Source organism: Novosphingobium sp., assembly GCF_019748365.1.
Taxonomy (GTDB): domain Bacteria; phylum Pseudomonadota; class Alphaproteobacteria; order Sphingomonadales; family Sphingomonadaceae; genus Novosphingobium.
On sequence record NZ_JAIEPN010000122.1, the window covers coordinates 1 to 17828 of the forward strand.

A 17828-nucleotide genomic window follows, 5' to 3' on the forward strand; every position below is an offset into this window, starting at 1 on the left:
GTCTGCGCCTCGACGCCCTGCGCCGCATCGACCACCAGCAGCGCGCCTTCGCAGGCGGCGAGGCTGCGGCTGACTTCGTAGGCAAAGTCGACGTGGCCGGGGGTGTCCATCAGGTTGAGCTGATAGGTCTTGCCGTCCTTGCCGGTATAGTCGAGCCGCACGGTCTGCGCCTTGATGGTGATCCCGCGCTCGCGCTCGATGTCCATGTTGTCGAGCACCTGCTCGCTCATCTCGCGCTCGGAGAGGCCGCCGGTGTACTGGATCAACCGGTCGGCCAGCGTCGACTTGCCGTGGTCAATGTGGGCTATAATCGAAAAATTACGGATCAGCGAAAGGTCGGTCATCCGCGCCCGTTAGCAGTGTGCGGGCCCCGAGTCATCAGGGCCGTCCGGGAGGGGGTTGACACAGTTGACACTGTCCTGAGGAATAATTGCATTCGATCAGTGGAGCGTTTTTGATCGAGCAGTCCGATCAAAGCCGATTGAGCCCTGGGCGGCAGCGAGAGGGGCCTGGCGAAGCAGAAATTCATCAGCGGAGGATAACAGGGCGCGGCCAATGTAGGACAGTGCTTTGGCGCACAGGGAACGGGGCGGATGCCGCATGGACCCGCCCCGCCCCGGTGCATCAGAAGTCCATCGGCGGCGCCGCGACGGCCTTCTCGTCCTTCGGCAGCTCGGCAATGAGCGCCTCGGTGGTGATCAGCAGGCTGGCGACCGAAGCCGCATCCTGCAACGCGGTGCGCACGACCTTGGCCGGATCGATCACGCCCGCCTTGACGAGGTCTTCATAGGTACCGGTGGCGGCATTGAAGCCCCAGTTGTAGTCGGTGCTCTCGAGCAGCTTGCCGACGATGTAGGAACCGTCCTCGCCCGCGTTATCGGCAATCTGGCGCGTCGGCGCGCGCAGTGCGCGGCGCACGATGTCGATGCCGGACTGCTGGTCGTCGTTGGCGGGCTTGAGGTCGTTCAGCTTCTGCGTTGCGCGCAGCAGTGCGATGCCGCCTCCCGGCAGGATGCCTTCCTCGACCGCCGCGCGGGTGGCGTGGAGCGCATCATCGACACGGTCCTTCTTCTCCTTGACCTCGACCTCGGTCGCCCCGCCGACGCGGATGACGGCCACGCCGCCGGCGAGCTTGGCCACACGCTCCTGCAGCTTCTCGCGGTCGTAGTCGCTGGTCGTTGTCTCGATCTGGGCGCGGATCTGCGAGACGCGCGCGTCGATCTCGCTGCGCGCGCCGGCGCCATCGACAACGGTGGTGTTGTCCTTGTCGATGATGACCTTCTTGGCGCGGCCGAGCATGCCGACGGTGACGTTCTCGAGCTTGGTGCCGAGTTCCTCGCTGACGACATTGCCCGCGGTGAGGATCGCGATATCCTCCAGCATCGCCTTGCGGCGATCACCGAAGCCCGGCGCCTTGACCGCGGCGACCTTGAGCCCGCCGCGCAGCTTGTTGACGACGAGCGTCGCCAGCGCCTCGCCTTCCACGTCCTCGGCAATGATGAGGAGCGGACGGCCCGACTGCACGACCTGCTCAAGCAGCGGGATCAGCGCCTGAAGGTTGGAGAGCTTCTTTTCGTGGATGAGGATGAAGGGATCATCCAACTCGACCTTCAGCTTCTCCGCATTGGTGACAAAATAGGGCGAGAGATAACCGCGATCGAACTGCATGCCTTCGACCGTCTCGAGTTCGGTCGCAAGGCTCTTCGCTTCCTCGACGGTGATCACGCCCTCGTTGCCGACCTTTTCCATCGCTTCGGCAAGGATGCGGCCGACTTCCTCGTCGCCGTTCGCGGAGATCGTCGCGACTTGCGCAATCTCGCTGTTGGCCGAGACCTTCTTGGCATGCGCCTCCAGATCGGCGACGACGGCCTTCACGGCCATGTCGATGCCGCGCTTCACGTCCATCGGGTTCATGCCCGCGCCGACCGCCTTGGCGCCTTCGCGCACGATCGCCTGCGCCAGCACGGTGGCGGTGGTGGTGCCGTCACCGGCCTTGTCGTTCTGCTTGTTCGCAACCTCGCGCAGCATCTGCGCGCCCATGTTCTCGAATTTGTCCTTGAGCTCCACTTCCTTGGCGACAGTGACGCCATCCTTGGTGATGCGCGGCGCGCCGAAGCTCTTTTCGATCACCACGTTGCGCCCCTTGGGGCCGAGCGTGACCTTGACCGCATTGGCCAGCGTATCGATGCCGCGCAGCATCCGCTCGCGCGCTTCGCCGGCAAACTTGACTTCCTTGGCAGCCATTGTGGCCTACCTCCTCTCGGATGGGTTGGACGAAAAGGCGCCTGATCAGGCCGCCTTCTTGAGCTCCGCTGCGGCTTCGATCACGCCGAGGATGTCGCTCTCCTTCATGATGAGCAGGTCCTCGCCATTGATCTTGACCTCGGTCCCGGACCACTTGCCGAACAGGATCCGGTCGCCTTCCTTGACGGTGAGCGCGATAAGTTCGCCAGCCTCGTTGCGAGCACCGGCGCCGACAGCGATGACTTCGCCCTCCTGCGGCTTTTCCTTTGCGGTATCGGGAATGATGATGCCGCCGGCCGTCTTTTCCTCGGCCTCGATGCGGCGGACCAGCACGCGGTCGTGCAAGGGTCGGAAATGCATGCATAACCTCCAGTTGCAAAACAATGTGATGAACGCCTCCCCCGCATGACCGGCAGGAGGCCCCCAAGAGCTAGGTGCGGGGAAAATCGGCTTCAAGGGGCAGCCGCAAATTATTGGCACTCGCCCTACTTAAGTGCCAATATTTCAGATACTTGACGGATGCTTCCGAGTGAGGAAGACTGCCATCTGTCCGGTGCGTGCCGGGGGATGGCCGGGCCGGACCCTTGGATGAAGGGAGCACCTGCCTTGCCTGCCACGCCGCAACTTCCCGCCGTGCCCAGCCCGGATGGAGGCCTGCGCCTCCGCCTCCTCGGCTATGGGCTGACCACCGCCGAAATCACCTACTACCGCCCCGATCATCCGTGGCTGCTCCAGCTCTATGCATGGCAGGAATACGACGAAGCCCCGGACTTTCCGGTGCTCTTCGATTTCCTCGCGTTCTGGCGGCGCGACCTGGGCGCGAAGATCCATTCGGTGCGGATCGCGCATGACCAGCTGATCCGCCCGGCGGAGTGGCGCGCGGTGGACGGGGTGATCGAGCTGCCCGCGCGGCACTAGAGCCGCAAAACTCGTGGACGCCGCCGCAGTCGCCATCTAGCCATGGCGGTCTGTTCCCTGCTGCGGAGACGGCACGCGATGGCCCCTGCCCCCATGTTGACCCGCCGCGCGGCGCTGGCCGGAAGCGCTGCGAGTGCCGCCCTGCTCGGCGCGCCAGCACTGGCGACGACGCCTTTGGTGCGTCGGCCCAACGTGCTCTACATCATGGCCGACGACATGGGGTTCGCGGACCTCTCATGCTATGGCCGCACCGATTACGCCACGCCGCGGATCGATGCGCTGGCGCGCGAGGGGCTGCGGTTTACCAGCGCTTATGCCAACAGCTGCGTATGCACCGCGACACGCGTGGCGCTGATCACCGGGCGCTATCAGTACCGCCTCCCCATCGGGCTGGAGGAGCCGCTGGCCGGGCGCGACGATGTGGGGCTGCCGCCGGGCGAGCCGACGCTGCCCGCGCAGATGAAGGCGGCAGGCTATGCCACATCGCTTATCGGCAAGTGGCATCTGGGGAGCCTCCCCGCGTTCGACCCGCTGAAGAGCGGCTATGACCGCTTCTGGGGCATCCGCAGTGGCGGCGTCGATTATTACACGCACAAGGGGACCGACGGGAAACTCGACCTGTGGGACGGGCCGACGCCGGTGGACAAGGCTGAGTACCTGACCGACCTCTTGGCCGAGCAGGCCATTGCCGGGATCACGGCGGGGGCGCAGCAGGCCAAGCCGTGGTTCATGAGCCTGCACTTCACCGCGCCGCACTGGCCGTGGGAAGCGCCGGGCGATCTGGCGGAAGCGCGGCGGCTGGAAGCTTCGCCCGATCGCGAGGCGCTGATGCATTATGACGGTGGCGCGCTGGAGACTTATGCGAAGATGGTCGGGCGGCTCGACTATCAGGTCGGTCGCGTGCTCGATGCGCTGGCGGCTTCGGGGCAAGCGGACAACACCATCGTCGTCTTCACCAGCGACAACGGCGGCGAGCGGTTTTCCAGCACCTGGCCGTTCAGCGGGCGCAAGACCGAACTGCTTGAAGGCGGCCTGCGCATCCCCGCGATTGTGCGCTGGCCGGGGGTGACAAAGCCCGGCTCCACCAGCGACGCGCAAGTGATCTCGATGGACTGGCTGCCGACCTTTCTGGCGGCGGCAGGCGCGGCGCCCGATGCCGCGCGCGCGCCGGACGGGATCGATATCCGGCCCGCGCTGACCGGCGGCGTGCTACCCGAACGCGCGCTGTTCTGGCGCTACAAGAACCATGGCCAGCAGGCCGTGCGGCGCGGCCGATGGAAGTACCTCAAGATCGGCGAGCAGAGCTACCTGTTCGACGTGGTGGCCGATCCGATGGAACGCGCGAACCTGAAAGCGCGCGAGCCGGAGGTGTTCAAGGCGCTGGCGGCGGCGTGGGCGGCGTGGGACAAGACGATGCTGCCGCTCGATCCCAAATCCTACACGCATGGGATCACCGCGAAGAACCTCGCGGACCACTATGGGGTGGTAGACTAGGCCGCTCCCTGCGCCGCCTTTGCCGCAACGAAGCCGGGGCGCGCGGTGGCCCGATCCCAATAGGCCGCGATTTCCGGGCTGAACTTGTAATCGAGCCCCAGGTCCTTCGCGAGGAGCAGCGCGTAGACGGTGCACAGATCCGCCATGGTGAAGCGCCCGGCGCAAAGCCATTCGCGGCCATCGGACAGCGCGCGGGTGAGGTGCTTGAGGCGCGAGAAGAACCACTGCGTGTAATCGTCGGCGGCCTGCTGCAGGCGGCGCTCTTCGGGTTCGAGACGGGTGTAGCGCAGGATGATGGTCTGCGGGAACGTGAGCGTCGCCTCGCTGCGGTGGAGCCAATCGAGCCAGAGGCCGTAGTCGCGCTCATCCGGGGTGACGGCCAGCGGCGTGGGGCCGTAGCGTGTGGCGAGATACTGCGGGATCGCGCTGGATTCCGTCATCCGCGTGGTGCCGTCGACCAGGAGCGGGATCGTGCCGAGCGGGTTCTGCTCGAGGTATTCGGGCGCAAGGAACCGCGGGGGGAACGGCAGCGTGTGCAGCTTGTAGGCGAGGCCCATTTCCTCCAGCGCCCAGAGCGCGCGGAACGAGCGGGCATCGCGGCAGTGGTAGAGTTCGATCATGGCCCTAGATCAGCCCCCGGCTGATCAGGCATTCCTGCACGGCGCGTTCGCCCATGTCGATCGCGGTGTTGGTGAAGGCGCTGCCGGAGGCATCGGCATTGGCGATGGCGATGCGGCCAAAGGTCTGGCGGCCGATCACGTGGGGGCGCAGTTCATCGGGCACATCGGGATCGCCGAGTGTGTCGTAAGTATAGGCATAGCCGTGCGGCCAGCGGTTGACGGTGATTGCGGCGATATCGCGCGCGGCATTGAATCCGGCGCCGCCCAGCATGCGCTGTAGCTGGCTGCGGATCTCGCGCTCGATCGTGGTGTAGTCCTCGGCCAGCATGGCAGCGCGGCCAAGGCGGTTCTGCTCCTTGCGCGGGAGGCCGGGCTGGTTCGGGTTGCGGGTCATGTGGATCACCACCGGCTCGTCGGGCGTGAGCGCGCTCTTGTACCCTCCGATATCCATCGGCGTATCGAGCGAGGCGCCGATATGGTAGCCGTTGGGCGCAGAGATCGACTTGACGCCGAGCTTGGCCCAGGGGCGCCAGTGCTTCAGCAGCACGTTGGTATACTGCATCGGCACCTTCGAGGCATAGTGCAGCGCGTCCTTCTGTGTCTGCGGCAGATCGGGGACGATGAACGGGATCACCATGTTGAAGCAGGCCATGATGCAGTTGGCCCCCGTCACCGCCACGCGCTTGCCATCCTTCACGTAGACCACCCGCACGGCCTTCTCGGTCTGGCGCGCGGGCTTGCCGATATGTTCGGCGCGGATCACCATGCTGGAGAGGCGGATGCGCGTGGGGTTCGCCGGATTATCAAGCGCGGCGTAGCGCGCGGGCGCGAGGACAACGCTTTCCTGATCGAGCTTGTCTGAAGGAAACACGCCCGGCACCAGCCGGCTGACGAGCAGGCGCGCGACGGTCGCGTTGCCATCGGGCCAGTGGAAATGCTGCGCTTCGGCGGTGATCTGCTGCGGCAGGTCCATCCCCGCAAAGCCCGGCATGCGCCCGCCGAGCGCGGCTTCCCACGCAGGCAGCGTATCGACGCGCTTGTTGTTGCGGAAGTAGTGGCCGGCAAAGAACGGCAGGCTGGCGGGCAGCACGCCCACGTGCTTCACGAGGTAATCCTGATAGCTGATATGGCGCAGATACTCCGCGCGCGCCTCGGGCGACATGTCCGGCAGGTAGTTCTTCTTCTCGGTGTAGAGCCGGGTGAGGTCCGCCCGCACCGCGCCCGTCAGCGGGGCTTCGGCGAAGAACTGCGGCCACGGCTTCTTGCCGGTGCCGGTGACGAGCTTGTCGGCAAGGAAGTGCTCCTTGTCGAAGAAGGTGGCCGAGCCGAGCCCGTCGTAAGCCTTGGTTTCGTAGCGGTGATAACTCGTCAGATCGACGCCGAGATCGGCCAGCAGCTTCTTCGAGGTGAAGCTGTAGGGGAACGGCGATTCGATGCTCATCGTGCCGCCATAGGCAAGGATCTTGCGGCCTTCGTACGTGAACTCGTTGCGCTTGGCGTGGCCGCCGAAATCGTCGTGGTTGTCGATGATGAGGATCTTGCGATCATCCCCCAGCGCCTGCCGGTAGAAATAGGCTGCAGCGAGGCCCGAAATGCCGCCGCCAACGATGACGAGATCATAGTGCTCGCCGCTGTCATCCGCCGCGAGGGTGCCGTTGAAATCGCCGTCGCGCGCCATGTGCGCGGCTTCGAACGAGCCGGGATATTGGCCGCGCAGGCCGGTCAGGCTTGGCGGATAATCGGCAGAGCCAGTCGGCGCCGCCGCTGGTGCCGCTTCGGCCATCGCCTTGGGCGCCGCTGCCAGAGCCGCGCTTGCCGCGACGCCGCCGATGAAATCACGCCGCGCGATCGGCAGATGGAGCCCGAGTTCCTTGTCCGACCATTCGCCCATGCCTGCGTCTCCCGATCCTGTCTGGCGCCTTGCCATGATTTGTAATCGCAAAGTGGCCTTGCGCAATCGCGCAATTTGCGGCCTCTTCTGAGGAACCTCGACAGGAGACCACCGATGTTGCGTCCGCTGCTTGCCGCCACCCTTTTCGCCGTTGCCGCACCCGTTGCGGCGCAGACTGCCGTATCGCCCGCCGATACCTGCCGCAACGATCCCAAGTTCCGCGAGCAGGATTTCACGCTGGGCAGCTGGGACGTCTACACCGGCGAGAAGAAGACCGACGAAGTGACGATGACGCTGATCCTCAACGATTGCGTGATCGAGGAGCACTGGAAGAAGACCGACGGCAGACCCACCGGCAATGGCATCGGCCTGTTCAACTATTCGCGGCTGCTGGGATCGTGGGGCTATACCTGGGCGACCGACGACGGCGCGGCGACGGTGTTTCGCGGCAACCTCGTGAAGCCGGGCGAGATGCGTTACGTAACGGAAAAGCCGCTGCCCGGCGGAAAAGTGCGGCTGCGGCACTGGACGCTCTATGCGATGCCGGATGGCACGGTCCGCGAGCTGGCCATCGGCACCGAGGATGGCGGCAAGACCTGGACGACCGATTACGACCTCAAGTGGGTGCGGAAGAAGTAGCGTCGCTCTTCAGCGCCCCGTGAAGAACGGGAGCGGCGCCCCTGCCCCCGCGTCGAACGCCTGCCAATCCTCGCCCAGCGCGGTGAGGGCGCTGGCGGCGATCTGGTTCTGGCCGAGGCAGGCGCTGCCCAGCGGCGCATCGTGCACGCCGGGACCAATCGCGGCGAACCAGATTTGTTCGGAGCCCGGGAAACCGGCGGGATCGGGAATGGTGAAGCCGGCGGGATCGAGCCGCACCGATTCGGCGCTGCCATGTTCGGTCCAGGCCGCGCCCGGTGCACTGCCGCGGCCATGGTCGGTCGTCACGATCAGCGTGGTCTTGCCGCGATAGGCGGGATCGGCCTCCACCAGCCGCCACAGTTCGGCGAGGAAATCGTCGTTGCGGTTCATCGCGCTCAGCGTGTCGTCATAGCGGCCCATGTGGGCGAATTCGTCAGTATCGCCGAGGCCCACATAAAGCACGCGCGGCTTCTGCACGCGCAAGGCATCGAGCGCGGCGCGCATCGTCAGCGTCTCGGTGGGGTAGCGGCCGGCGAAGCCCGGATTGACCGGCACGCCGCTGCGCTGGTCGTTGATGATGAAGGGGAAGACGTCCCAGTTGCCGAAGGCAAGCACCTTGCCCACGAAACCGGGGCGGCGGGCCAGCCATTCGAAGAACGTAACGTTACGGTTCAGGACCTTGTCGTTGCTGGTGATCGCGGGGTCGGCGCGGCCGGTGAAAATCTCGTTGTAGCCGGGGTAGGAGAACCACATCGCATTGGTGACGGCCATGCACTGGGCTTCATCGCGGTTGCCGACAAGAATGCCGCCCTTCGCTGGCAGACTGTGGAGGAACGGCATGAGCGCCCCGCCTGCGGCCCCCTTCTTCGCGCCGGGCCCGCTGATCCACGCCTTCTCGATGACGTCCTTCATGTCGGGATGGGTGAAGCGCTTGTCGTCCACCAGCGCCTTGTCCGGCCCGCGAAACACATCCTGCCAGCGCGTGCCGTCCATGGTGACGAGGATCAGGCGCTGATCCGCAGCGGGCGCCTCGGCGCGGGCGAGCGCGGGGAGGAGCAGCAGCGCAAGCGCCATAAGCGAACGGATCATCACCCTATCTCCCATCAGAAGCGCCGCCCCACGCGAAAGCTCACAAAGCGGGGGCGCAGCGGGTAGACCACCACCGAGCCGGGTCCGCAAATCGAAATAGCGCAAGTTGCCGTGCGGCTCTGCTGCGCGCGCTTGTCGCCAAGGTTTTCCACGGTGAGCGAAGCGGACCAGGTATCGCGGCTGATGCCGGCCGAGATGTCGACGGTGGAATAGCTGGGCTGGAAGCCGATCAGGCGCGCCTCGTCCACATCGAGCGAGGGGGAGACGCTGGACTGATGGAAGGCTGCGGCCTGCAGGAAATAGTCGAACTTGCCGAGGGTAAACTCGTAGCGCACCAGCCCGGAAAGCTTGAAGCGCGGGCTGCCGGCAAAGCGCGTTCCGGCCGGCGCGCGCAGGGAATTGGGATTGCCCGAGGCGCTGGGGATCGTGCAATCGAACGCGGCATTGGTGTATCTGCACAAGTCCGTGGTGATCACGGCATCGGCATACGTGCCCGAGACCTGGAACGAGAGCCCTTGCGCGGGGCGGACGGTAAGATCGGCCTCGATACCCTTTGATCGCGCGCGGCCGGCGTTGACGATATCGGTGATGCCGTTCTGATCGCTGGTGACGGCAAACTGCGCCTGGCTGAGCTTTTCGAGGAACAGCGCGCCGTTGAACAGCACTTTGCCGCCGAGCCAGCTCGTCTTCCAGCCGATCTCGTAATTGGTGAGCTGCTCCACCGCATAGGCCGGCGCGGTGGGGCGCCGGTTGATGCCGCCGGGGCGGAAGCCGGTGGACCATGTGGCATAGAGCAATTTGCCGGGCGCCGCCTTCCAGCTGAGGTTGAGCTTGTGGCGCACGCCCGAGCCGGTGGCCTTGGCGTTGATGTTGTCGCAGGGGCGCTGCGTTCCATACGAACCGATGGTGCCGGGGAAGCACAGCGCTTCGCCCACCGCGCTGCGAGTGCCATTGAAGCCGAAGAAGCCGATCACGTCGTTATCGTACTTGTAGGCGCGCAGGCCGCCAGTGAGCGTCAGCGTGGGCACGATGTCAAACGCGGCTTCGGCAAAGGCGGCATAGTCGCGGTCGGTGCGCAGCTGGATATTGGCGTAGTTCACCCCCGGCAGGCCGGTGACCGACTGCGCATCGGCAAGGTTCGGCACAGTATAGAGATTGCGCCAGTTGTTGGTCTGGCGCTGGTAGAACAGGCCCGCAACGATCCGCAGCCGGTCGGTCGAGGGCGAGGCGATGCGCAGTTCGTGGCTCTGCTTTGTGAAGCGCTCGTCCTGGCTGACGATCTGCGCCGGATTGATCAGGTCGCCAGCGTTGTTCCTGAAATTGTTGCCGAAATAATCGGGCGAGCTGGCATAGTAGCTATCGTAGAGATAGGCATAGTCCGAATAATCGGAGGTATAGGCCGCCTTGCGTTCGAACCAGGCTCCGGCATAGGTCAGATCGAACGAGCCGAGCTTGCCTTCGATGGCGAGGCTGGCCTGATACCACTCGTCCTTCTGCGCTTCGGGGAAGAACCGGGTGGTCTTGAGATCGCCGACCGAGGGCTTGAAGGCAAACGTGCCGTTCGACGTCTGGCGCTGGCCCATGAGGCCAGCCGTGGCCGTCCAGTTGTCGTCAAGATCGACTTTGAGCGCGGCGCGGCCGCCATAGGCCTCGATCGAGTTCTGGTCCTTGCCGACGAGCGCCGCGTTATCGCGCACCACGCCAGAGGTGGGATAGGTCACGCCCTGCGGCGCGCGCACATTGTCGATATAGCCGCCGTCATACTGGTAGAAGCCGACGACACGCAGCGCCACGCGGCTGGAGAGCGGGATGTTGAGATAGCTTTCGGCGATGCCACCGGCCTTGCCATGCGCAACGGTGTTGGCGGTAAGGTCGACCGAGCCCGAGAAGGCCTTGGTATCGGGCTTGTTGGTGATGATGCGCAAGGTGCCCGCCTCGCTGCTCGCGCCGAACAGCGTGCCCTGCGGGCCGGACAGCGCCTCGACCCGCGCGATATCATAAATGTGGACGTCGACAGTGGAGCCGATCGTGGTGACGGGCTGCTCGTCGAGATAGACGCCCACCGTGGGGAGCGAGCCGGTCGAGAGGCGGTTGCCGTTGGAAAGCCCGCGGAAATAGACTTCCGCCTGACCCGGACCATAGCTCGTGTAAGACAGGCTCGGCAGGAACTTGGCGTAATCGTTGAACGTGCGCACATTGCGCTCGGCAAGCGCTTCGGTGGTGAGCGCGACGATCGAAAGCGGCACGTCCTGCAGCTTCTCGCTCCGCTTCTGCGCGGTGACGACGATCTCGCCCGGCGCGTCCAATGCGGCGGACCCTTCCGATGCCGGTTGGTCCGCCACTTGCGCGTGGAGCGGCTCCGCCGCCGCCAGCGCGATGATGGAAACGTGCCCTGCCCAGATCTTCCCTTTGCTCATCCGCGATTGCCCCCGCCTGATCCGCGTGGTCTATCTACCCGCGATGACGGCGGGATTACAGTCCGCTGTTGCGCTGGCACGGGCTGATGGACATTCCCGCACGGTAGTGGGATCACGGCGGCGCAGAGGGAGATCGCAGCATGAGGACAGGACCCATCCGCGCTGCCGCGCTGGCAGCGGCACTCGCCATCGCGCCGCACGCCGCGCAGGCGGCCAGTGCCCCCGGGTCTGCAGCCACGCCGACCGCGGAGCAGCTCGCCTTCCGCAACTTGTTCCGCGAACTGGTCGAGACCGACACATCGGTCGCCACCGGCAGCTGCACGGCGCTCGCCGGGAAGATCGCCGCGCGGTTCCGGGCTGCGGGGTTCGCCGAGGATCAGCTTACCCCGTTTGCGGACCCTGCCTTTCCGCTCGATGGCGGTCTGGTCGTCACGGTGCGGGGGACGTCGGCCAAGGCAAAGCCGATGCTGCTGCTTGGCCATATCGACGTCGTCAATGCGCGGCGCGAGGACTGGGTGCGCGATCCCTTCACGTTCATCGAGGAAGGCGGATACTTCTACGGGCGCGGCACGAGCGACATGAAAGTGCTCGACGCGATCTGGATCGACACACTGATCCGCATGAAGGCCGAAGGTTTCAAGCCCGGGCGCACGATCAAGCTGGCGCTCACCTGCGGCGAGGAATCGGGCGCGCGGATGAACGGGGCCAAGTGGCTGGCCGAAAACCGGCCCGATCTGATCGCTGCCGCGTTCGCGCTCAACGAAGGCGGCGGCGGGGAGACCGATGGCCACGGCAAAGTGCTCAGCCAGTCGATGCAGACCGGCGAGAAGGCCAACCGCAATTACGAGCTGCAGGCGACCAACCCCGGCGGGCACAGCTCGGTGCCGGTGGACGACAACGCGATCTATGAACTGGCTGATGCGCTGGCGCGGGTGCGCGCGCTGAAGTTCCCGGTCCATTTCAACGATACCACGCGCAGCTATTTCGCCAAGGTCGGCGCGGCGCGCGGGGATGCCCTGGGAGCGGCGATGGTGCGCCTCGCCGCCGATCCGTCGGACCATGCGGCGGAGGCGATCGTGGCGGCGGACCGTACGCTGAATTCGATGCTGCGCACCACCTGCGTTGCCACGCTGCTGGAAGGAGGCCATGCGGCCAATGCCCTGCCGCAGCGCGCCAAGGCCAATATCAACTGCCGCATCGTGCCCGGCGAGGATGGCGATACGACCCGCGCCGCGCTCACCAAGGCCATCGGCGATGCGCGGATGACCGTCACGCCGGTCGGCCGGGTGCGCCCGCTCGCCGTGCCCCCGCCGCTCGATCCGCGGATCATGGGGCCGGCGGAAAAGCTCGTCGCGCGCTACTATCCCGGCGTGCCGCTGGTGCCCGCGATGATGACCGGCGCGACGGATGCGACCTATCTCGGCCCGCTGGGTATCCCGACTTATGGCGTGCCCGGCCCGCTCGGCGATCCCGACGGCAACGGCCTTCACGGCCTCAACGAGCGGCATTCGGTGCAATCAGCCTACGTCGCGCGCGATTTCCTGCACGACCTCGTCAAGGTCTACGCCGCGCAGGATTAGGGCCGCACCAGCAGATTGCCGGTGTGCCCGCCCGCGAAAAGCAGCAGCAGCGCCTCGGCAAAGTGGTCGATGCCTTCGACGACGTGCTCGGGCAGATCGACCTTACCCTCCTGCATCAGCGCGGCGATCTCCGCCTTCGCCTCGGGGAAGCGCGCGGCGTGGTGCGTCACGACGAACCCGCGCATTGTGGCATTGCGTTCGGCGAGCTTGAGGTAGTTCCTCGGCCCGCGGACGTTGCCGAGGTCCGAATACTGCGAGATCGCGCCGCAGATTGCGATGCGTGAATTGGCGGGCGCAAGGTTGGCGAGCGCGATGTCGAGGATCTCGCCGCCGACATTGTCGAAGAACACGTCGATCCCGGCGGGCGCCGCAGCCGCCACTTCGGCAGCGACATCGCCGTTCTTGTAGTCGATGGCGACATCGGCGCCGAGCTTTTCGGTAAGGTAGCGGCACTTGTCCGGTCCGCCGGCAATGCCGATCACCCGCGCGCCGCGCGCCTTGGCGAGCATCACCACCATCGAGCCGACCGCGCCCGCAGCGCCCGAGACGAGCACGGTTTCGGCTGCCTTCACCTCTGCCACCGCGATCAGGCCGACCCACGCGGTAAGGCCAGTGGTGAGGCCGAGCGGGCCGACATAGTCTACAGGCTTGAGGCTGTTCGACAGATCGAGCTTGGTGAGCGCGGCAGCCGGCGCCAGCGCAAGGGTCTGCGCGGCCAGCATGCCATAGACCCAATCGCCAACCGCGAGCGCCGGATCGGCGCTTTCCACCACTTGCCCCACGCCCAGCGCGCGGATCGTGGAGCCCAGCGGTGCGGTCTCGTGGAAGCTGCCCGGGGTCAGCGTGGTGCGGATCCACGCGTCCATCGAAAGCGTATCGACTTTCACCACCACATGCCCGGCAGGCACCTCGGCAATCTCTATATCCTCGATGCCGAAATCTTCGAGGAGCGGCATCCCTTCGCGGTACTGCCGGATGAAGACGCGGCGGTTGGTGTGCGGCATGGGAAGCTCCGTGGTGCGGGGACGTTGTAACCCTGAGCTAGGTGGCGGGCGCAGCCATAACCATTGCCATTTTGACTAGCAGGGCCCGGCAGCGCAGACTGGGCGCGAGGCTGCAACAGGGAACCATGATCATGCGCGCGAGAACAATCTGGCTGGGGATCGCCATCACGGCCCTGGCAACGGGAACCGCAGCGGCGCAATCGGCGCAGGATGCGGGCGACTTGCTGAAACGCATTCTCGGCACGGGAACGGCTGCTCCTGCTGCCACGAGCCCGGAAACGACGACCCCGACAACGACGACCCCGCCTTTGACAACCGCCGCGCCGCCGCCGGGCGTTTCCAGCAGCGAGGCATCGGGCGGGCTGAAGCTGGCGCTGGGCAAGGCGGCGGAGCGGGTGGTCGCGCAGCTCGGCAGACCGGGCGGCTTTGCCAATGATCCGCGCGTGCGCATCGGTCTGCCCGGACCGCTCGGCCGGTTGAACGGACTGCTCGGGACGCTCGACCGTGCCGGCGTCGGCGGCGGGCTTTCGGCCAAGCTCAACGCGGCGGCGGAAGGTGCGGTGGGCAAGGCACTGCCGCTCCTGAAAACCGCGATTACGCGCATGACGGTGACCGATGCGCTGGGGATCGTAACCGGCGGCGACACCTCCGCCACCGACTATTTCCGCCGCACGATGGGACCAGACCTGCAAACCGCGATGACCCCGGTCGTCTCCAGATCGCTGTCGGGGGTGAAGGCGTTTCAGGCGCTCGACCGCTTCACCGCGAAGAACAGCCTGATCGCCGGGCAGTTCGGCGCGCGGGACCTGACGGGTTACGTCACCGAGAAGGCGAGCGACGGGGTGTTTCTATATCTCGGCGAGCAGGAGCGCGAGATCCGGCGCAATCCGCTGGGAACCGGCAGCAAGCTGATTGGCAAGATCTTCGGGCGCGGAGTCTAGGGCCAGTCCCAACCATAAACCCTTCGTCATTCCCGCGAAGGCGGGAATCCAGGGCGCTGCAGCCTCAGCGCCGCGTTGTGGGCTCTGGACACCCGCCTGCGCGGGGGTGACGAAGTGTGGGTGGTTCCGCGCGAAGTCTTCGCGCTCCTTTATCAGCCCACTTTGCGCTGGTTCGCGAGCGGATCGGGCGGCGGCAGGGTGGACTTGATCGCCACGGCGGCGATGCGGCCATCATCGTCAAGCCGCAGCGGCTGCGAGAATTCGACGCCCATGCGGTCGTCGCTCGCCCAGCGGCAGGTGGCGGTGACGGTGTGGCCATCCGAAAGCTGGATGCGGAAGATCGTGCCCGGCGGAACGTTCCACAGCCCCTCGATCAGCGCGCCTGTGAGCGACATGTTGCGCACCGTGCCGTTGTAGCGGTGGCCGCCGTGATCGAGCACCACGCGGCGGAGCATGGCCTGCCGCGTGGCGCGGGCCGAGCGGGGGCCGCGGGCAATCGCCATGAGGCCTGTGGCAAGGCGGGTCTGCGTGGCGGGCGCGGACAGCGGGCGTTCGTAGATATAGCCTTGCACGTGGCTGCAGCCGAGCATGCGCACGAGATCGAGCTCGTCGAGGGTTTCCACTCCCTCAGCCGTCGTTTCCATGCCGAGCGCCTCGGCAAGGCTGACGATCGAGGCAATGATCGCCCCGTTGCGGCTGCCCTGCTGCGTTGCGCCGCGCACGAAGGACTGGTCGATCTTGATCTTGTCGAACGGCGCCCGCTTCAGATAGCCGAGCGAGGAATAGCCGGTGCCGAAATCATCGAACGCGAGGCGCACGCCGATGCCCTTGAGCGAGCGGAACATCGCCTCGGTCGCCTTGTCATCGCCAAGGAAAACGCTTTCGGTGATTTCGAGCTCGAGCCGGTCGGGATCGACACCGGCCGAGGCCAGCGCGCTGGTGACCATCGAAGGCAGCGCCGGATTGGCAAACTGCAGCGGCGAAACGTTGACCGCGACGCGCACGTCATCCGGCCACTTGGCCAGATCCTGACAGGCGGTGCGCAGGGCCCATTCGCCGATCGAGACGATCAGCCCCGCATCTTCCGCGATCGGAACGAACTTGCCGGGCGAAATGAAGCCGTGCTGCGGGTGGTTCCAGCGCAAGAGAGCCTCGAAGCCGGTGATCCGCTCGGTCGCGGTCTGCACGACCGGCTGATAGTAGAGCTCGAGATTGCCGTGGGTGATCGCGTCGCGCAGGTCTTCCTCGAGCTGGCGGCGCTCCTCTGCATCGCTGTGCAGATCGGCGGCGTAGAAGTGATAGCGCCCGCGCCCGGCGTCCTTGGCGGCATAGAGCGCCAGGTCGGCGTTGCGGATCAGCGCTTCGCTGGTGACGCCATCGTCCGGCGCGAGCGCGATGCCGAGCGAGGCGCCGATCATCACGCGGCTGCCTTCGATGGAATAGGCCTGGCTGAGCTGTTCAATGATGCGTTCGGCCAAATGGGCGAGCTGTTCGCGCGCGATCTTGCCGGCAAGGATCACCTGGAACTCGTCGCCGCCAAGACGGCCGACGCGGCCCACAGTGCCGATGATGCGTTCAAGCCGCTGCGCAACCTGCTTGAGCAGCGCATCGCCCGCAGGATGGCCGAGCGTATCGTTGACCTGCTTGAACCGGTCGAGATCGAGGAGGAACACGGCGCAGGCGCGGTGCTGCTCGTTGGGCGCGGTGAGGATCTTCTCCAGCGTCTGCGACATCTGGAAGCGGTTCGAGAGGCCGGTCAGCGAATCGAAATGCGCCAGACGCGAAGCGTGCTCCTGTGAGCGGCGCTTTTCGGTAAGATCGGTGCCCGAGCCGCGAAAGCCCTGGAAATTGTTGAAGGCATCGTAAGTCGGACGGCCCGTGACCGACCACCAGCGCTCCTCGTCATAGACCGCAGCGCGCACCGCCAGTTCGCTGAAGCTGGAGCGGGCCGAGAGGTGGAAGGCCAGCGTGCGTTCGCCCTCCCCCGAGTGCTCGGACAGGTTGAACAGCTCCGCAAAGGGACGGCCGATGCAGTTCTCCACTTTCTTGCCCAGCACTTCGGCAACCGGGCGGGAGATATAGGTGATGAGGCCGCGCCGGTCGGTTTCCCAGAACCAGCCCTGCCCGGTCTCCTCGTAATCGGCGAGAATCTCCTCGGCGCGGGTCTGGATGCGCACGCCTTCCTCGACCGCAATGCGCACCTTCAGGTCGATCTCGCGCTGGCGCAGATAGGCCGCAACCGCGATCACACCGCCGATCACCAGCGAGAGAATGCCGCCGGCAAAACTCGTGACCCAGGTGACGCCCGACCAGATCGCCACTTCAGCGGTAAGCATTCCGGCTAGCCGGCCCGATTCGGTGACAGTGGCCAGCAGCGAGATGGTGACGAGCAGCGCCAGCGCTTGCACCCAGGGGACAACGCCGCTGCTTGCCCACATACCGATGGCATAGCCATAGATGAACAGCGGAATGCCGATCGAGGCGCCCATCAGCGCCATGCGCACCGCAGTCGAGTGATCGCGGCTTTCCTCGTAGTTCGACGTGAAGCGGGCGACGAACAGGAGCGCGGAGGCAAGCAGCGCGAGAACCGGCGCGATGATCGGGCGAATCGAGAAGTTCGCGACCGCGAGGCCGAACACGCCCAGCACCATGGGCAGCGCCATATGCGGCCATTCGCGCGCAATCAGGCCGCGGCCCGGCCCGGTGCCGAACAGGAACGCAGCACCGGCAACATCGGCCCGACTCACCGGCGCCGTCGGCACACGCTCGCGGCGGCGCTGCGTGCGCGCGAAATCGCGCGCGGCGCGCGTCGGTTCGGCCTGCGAAGCGGCATTGTCCCCGGGCGTTTGGCTCATCATGTGTCAATTGCGCTTAACTGCTTTGAGAAACCGTTAAGCGGATTCCCATTGCGGACCTTTTTTCCGCAGATTTCCTTAGGTTTGCTTTTGCTCGTCATGCCCAGATGCTAGGGGGCGCGCCAAGCCTTTGTTT

General features: G+C 65.8%; 14 protein-coding genes. 5 read left to right on the plus strand and 9 right to left on the minus strand.

The features are described 5' to 3' along the window. The 3 genes from K5Q19_RS14550 to groES form a co-directional block, all read right to left on the minus strand. A partial coding sequence (locus tag K5Q19_RS14550) for a GTP-binding protein (protein ID WP_292946506.1) occupies positions 1–344 on the minus strand: 344 nt, incomplete at its 3' end. Between the two features lie 280 nt (positions 345–624). After that, positions 625–2244, minus strand: a complete 1620-nt coding sequence (gene groL / locus K5Q19_RS14555) for a chaperonin GroEL (protein WP_292946509.1) — start codon at positions 2242–2244, stop codon at positions 625–627. 45 nt (positions 2245–2289) lie between these two features. Continuing rightward, positions 2290–2604, minus strand: a complete 315-nt coding sequence (gene groES, locus K5Q19_RS14560; RefSeq protein WP_072379048.1) for a co-chaperone GroES — start codon at positions 2602–2604, stop codon at positions 2290–2292. Between the two features lie 228 nt (positions 2605–2832). Between groES and K5Q19_RS14565 the strand changes: the two genes are divergently transcribed. Next, entirely contained in the window at positions 2833–3162 is a 330-nt protein-coding gene (locus K5Q19_RS14565; protein WP_292946517.1) for a protein usg, read from the plus strand. A 78-nt stretch (positions 3163–3240) separates the two neighbouring features. After that, on the plus strand, positions 3241–4656 hold the full coding sequence (locus tag K5Q19_RS14570) for a sulfatase-like hydrolase/transferase (protein ID WP_292946520.1): 1416 nt from the start codon (positions 3241–3243) through the stop codon (positions 4654–4656). On the opposite strand, the gene K5Q19_RS14575 is transcribed toward K5Q19_RS14570, so the two are convergent. Both K5Q19_RS14575 and K5Q19_RS14580 read right to left on the minus strand, forming a co-directional pair. Continuing rightward, on the minus strand, positions 4653–5276 hold the full coding sequence (locus K5Q19_RS14575) for a glutathione S-transferase family protein (protein ID WP_292946522.1): 624 nt from the start codon (positions 5274–5276) through the stop codon (positions 4653–4655). The genes K5Q19_RS14570 and K5Q19_RS14575 overlap by 4 nt on opposite strands. Before the next feature lie 4 nt (positions 5277–5280). After that, entirely contained in the window at positions 5281–7167 is a 1887-nt protein-coding gene (locus tag K5Q19_RS14580; RefSeq protein WP_292946525.1) for an NAD(P)/FAD-dependent oxidoreductase, read from the minus strand. Positions 7168–7281: 114 nt separating this feature from the next. Between K5Q19_RS14580 and K5Q19_RS14585 the strand changes: the two genes are divergently transcribed. Next, positions 7282–7806 carry a hypothetical protein gene (locus K5Q19_RS14585; protein WP_292946528.1) on the plus strand — a complete coding sequence of 175 codons (525 nt, stop codon included), beginning with the start codon at positions 7282–7284 and terminating at the stop codon, positions 7804–7806. Between the two features lie 9 nt (positions 7807–7815). On the opposite strand, the gene K5Q19_RS14590 is transcribed toward K5Q19_RS14585, so the two are convergent. Continuing rightward, positions 7816–8895 carry an alkaline phosphatase family protein gene (locus K5Q19_RS14590; RefSeq protein ID WP_292946531.1) on the minus strand — a complete coding sequence of 360 codons (1080 nt, stop codon included), beginning with the start codon at positions 8893–8895 and terminating at the stop codon, positions 7816–7818. A gap of 14 nt (positions 8896–8909) precedes the next feature. Further along, on the minus strand, positions 8910–11312 hold the full coding sequence (locus K5Q19_RS14595; RefSeq protein WP_292946534.1) for a TonB-dependent receptor: 2403 nt from the start codon (positions 11310–11312) through the stop codon (positions 8910–8912). A 140-nt stretch (positions 11313–11452) separates the two neighbouring features. Between K5Q19_RS14595 and K5Q19_RS14600 the strand changes: the two genes are divergently transcribed. After that, positions 11453–12892 carry a M20/M25/M40 family metallo-hydrolase gene (locus tag K5Q19_RS14600; RefSeq protein WP_292946536.1) on the plus strand — a complete coding sequence of 480 codons (1440 nt, stop codon included), beginning with the start codon at positions 11453–11455 and terminating at the stop codon, positions 12890–12892. Here K5Q19_RS14600 and K5Q19_RS14605 read toward each other — a convergent pair. Beyond that, positions 12889–13896, minus strand: coding sequence for an NADP-dependent oxidoreductase (locus K5Q19_RS14605; RefSeq protein ID WP_292946540.1), 1008 nt, complete (start codon positions 13894–13896; stop codon positions 12889–12891). The two genes, K5Q19_RS14600 and K5Q19_RS14605, sit on opposite strands and share 4 nt — an antisense overlap. Positions 13897–14027: 131 nt before the next feature. Between K5Q19_RS14605 and K5Q19_RS14610 the strand changes: the two genes are divergently transcribed. Continuing rightward, positions 14028–14837 (plus strand): DUF4197 domain-containing protein, encoded by an 810-nt coding sequence (locus K5Q19_RS14610; protein ID WP_292946543.1) that lies wholly within the window; start codon positions 14028–14030, stop codon positions 14835–14837. 152 nt (positions 14838–14989) lie between these two features. Here K5Q19_RS14610 and K5Q19_RS14615 read toward each other — a convergent pair whose 3' ends face one another. Continuing rightward, complete coding sequence (locus K5Q19_RS14615) at positions 14990–17692, minus strand: EAL domain-containing protein (protein WP_292946545.1); 2703 nt, start codon at positions 17690–17692, stop codon at positions 14990–14992. Positions 17693–17828 lie beyond the last annotated feature (136 nt).

Excerpts from the sequence above, each read along its gene's own strand:
- K5Q19_RS14605 (WP_292946540.1), bottom strand. The coding sequence starts at position 13,896 with ATGCCGCACACCAACCGCCGCGTCTTCATCCGGCAGTACCGCGAAGGG.
- groES (WP_072379048.1), bottom strand. The coding sequence starts at position 2,604 with ATGCATTTCCGACCCTTGCACGACCGCGTGCTGGTCCGCCGCATCGAG.
- K5Q19_RS14600 (WP_292946536.1), top strand. The coding sequence starts at position 11,453 with ATGAGGACAGGACCCATCCGCGCTGCCGCGCTGGCAGCGGCACTCGCC.
- K5Q19_RS14580 (WP_292946525.1), bottom strand. The coding sequence starts at position 7,167 with ATGGGCGAATGGTCGGACAAGGAACTCGGGCTCCATCTGCCGATCGCG.
- K5Q19_RS14590 (WP_292946531.1), bottom strand. The coding sequence starts at position 8,895 with ATGATCCGTTCGCTTATGGCGCTTGCGCTGCTGCTCCTCCCCGCGCTC.
- K5Q19_RS14565 (WP_292946517.1), top strand. The coding sequence starts at position 2,833 with ATGAAGGGAGCACCTGCCTTGCCTGCCACGCCGCAACTTCCCGCCGTG.
- K5Q19_RS14585 (WP_292946528.1), top strand. The coding sequence starts at position 7,282 with ATGTTGCGTCCGCTGCTTGCCGCCACCCTTTTCGCCGTTGCCGCACCC.
- K5Q19_RS14610 (WP_292946543.1), top strand. The coding sequence starts at position 14,028 with ATGCGCGCGAGAACAATCTGGCTGGGGATCGCCATCACGGCCCTGGCA.
- K5Q19_RS14615 (WP_292946545.1), bottom strand. The coding sequence starts at position 17,692 with ATGAGCCAAACGCCCGGGGACAATGCCGCTTCGCAGGCCGAACCGACG.
- groL (WP_292946509.1), bottom strand. The coding sequence starts at position 2,244 with ATGGCTGCCAAGGAAGTCAAGTTTGCCGGCGAAGCGCGCGAGCGGATG.
- K5Q19_RS14595 (WP_292946534.1), bottom strand. The coding sequence starts at position 11,312 with ATGAGCAAAGGGAAGATCTGGGCAGGGCACGTTTCCATCATCGCGCTG.
- K5Q19_RS14570 (WP_292946520.1), top strand. The coding sequence starts at position 3,241 with ATGGCCCCTGCCCCCATGTTGACCCGCCGCGCGGCGCTGGCCGGAAGC.
- K5Q19_RS14575 (WP_292946522.1), bottom strand. The coding sequence starts at position 5,276 with ATGATCGAACTCTACCACTGCCGCGATGCCCGCTCGTTCCGCGCGCTC.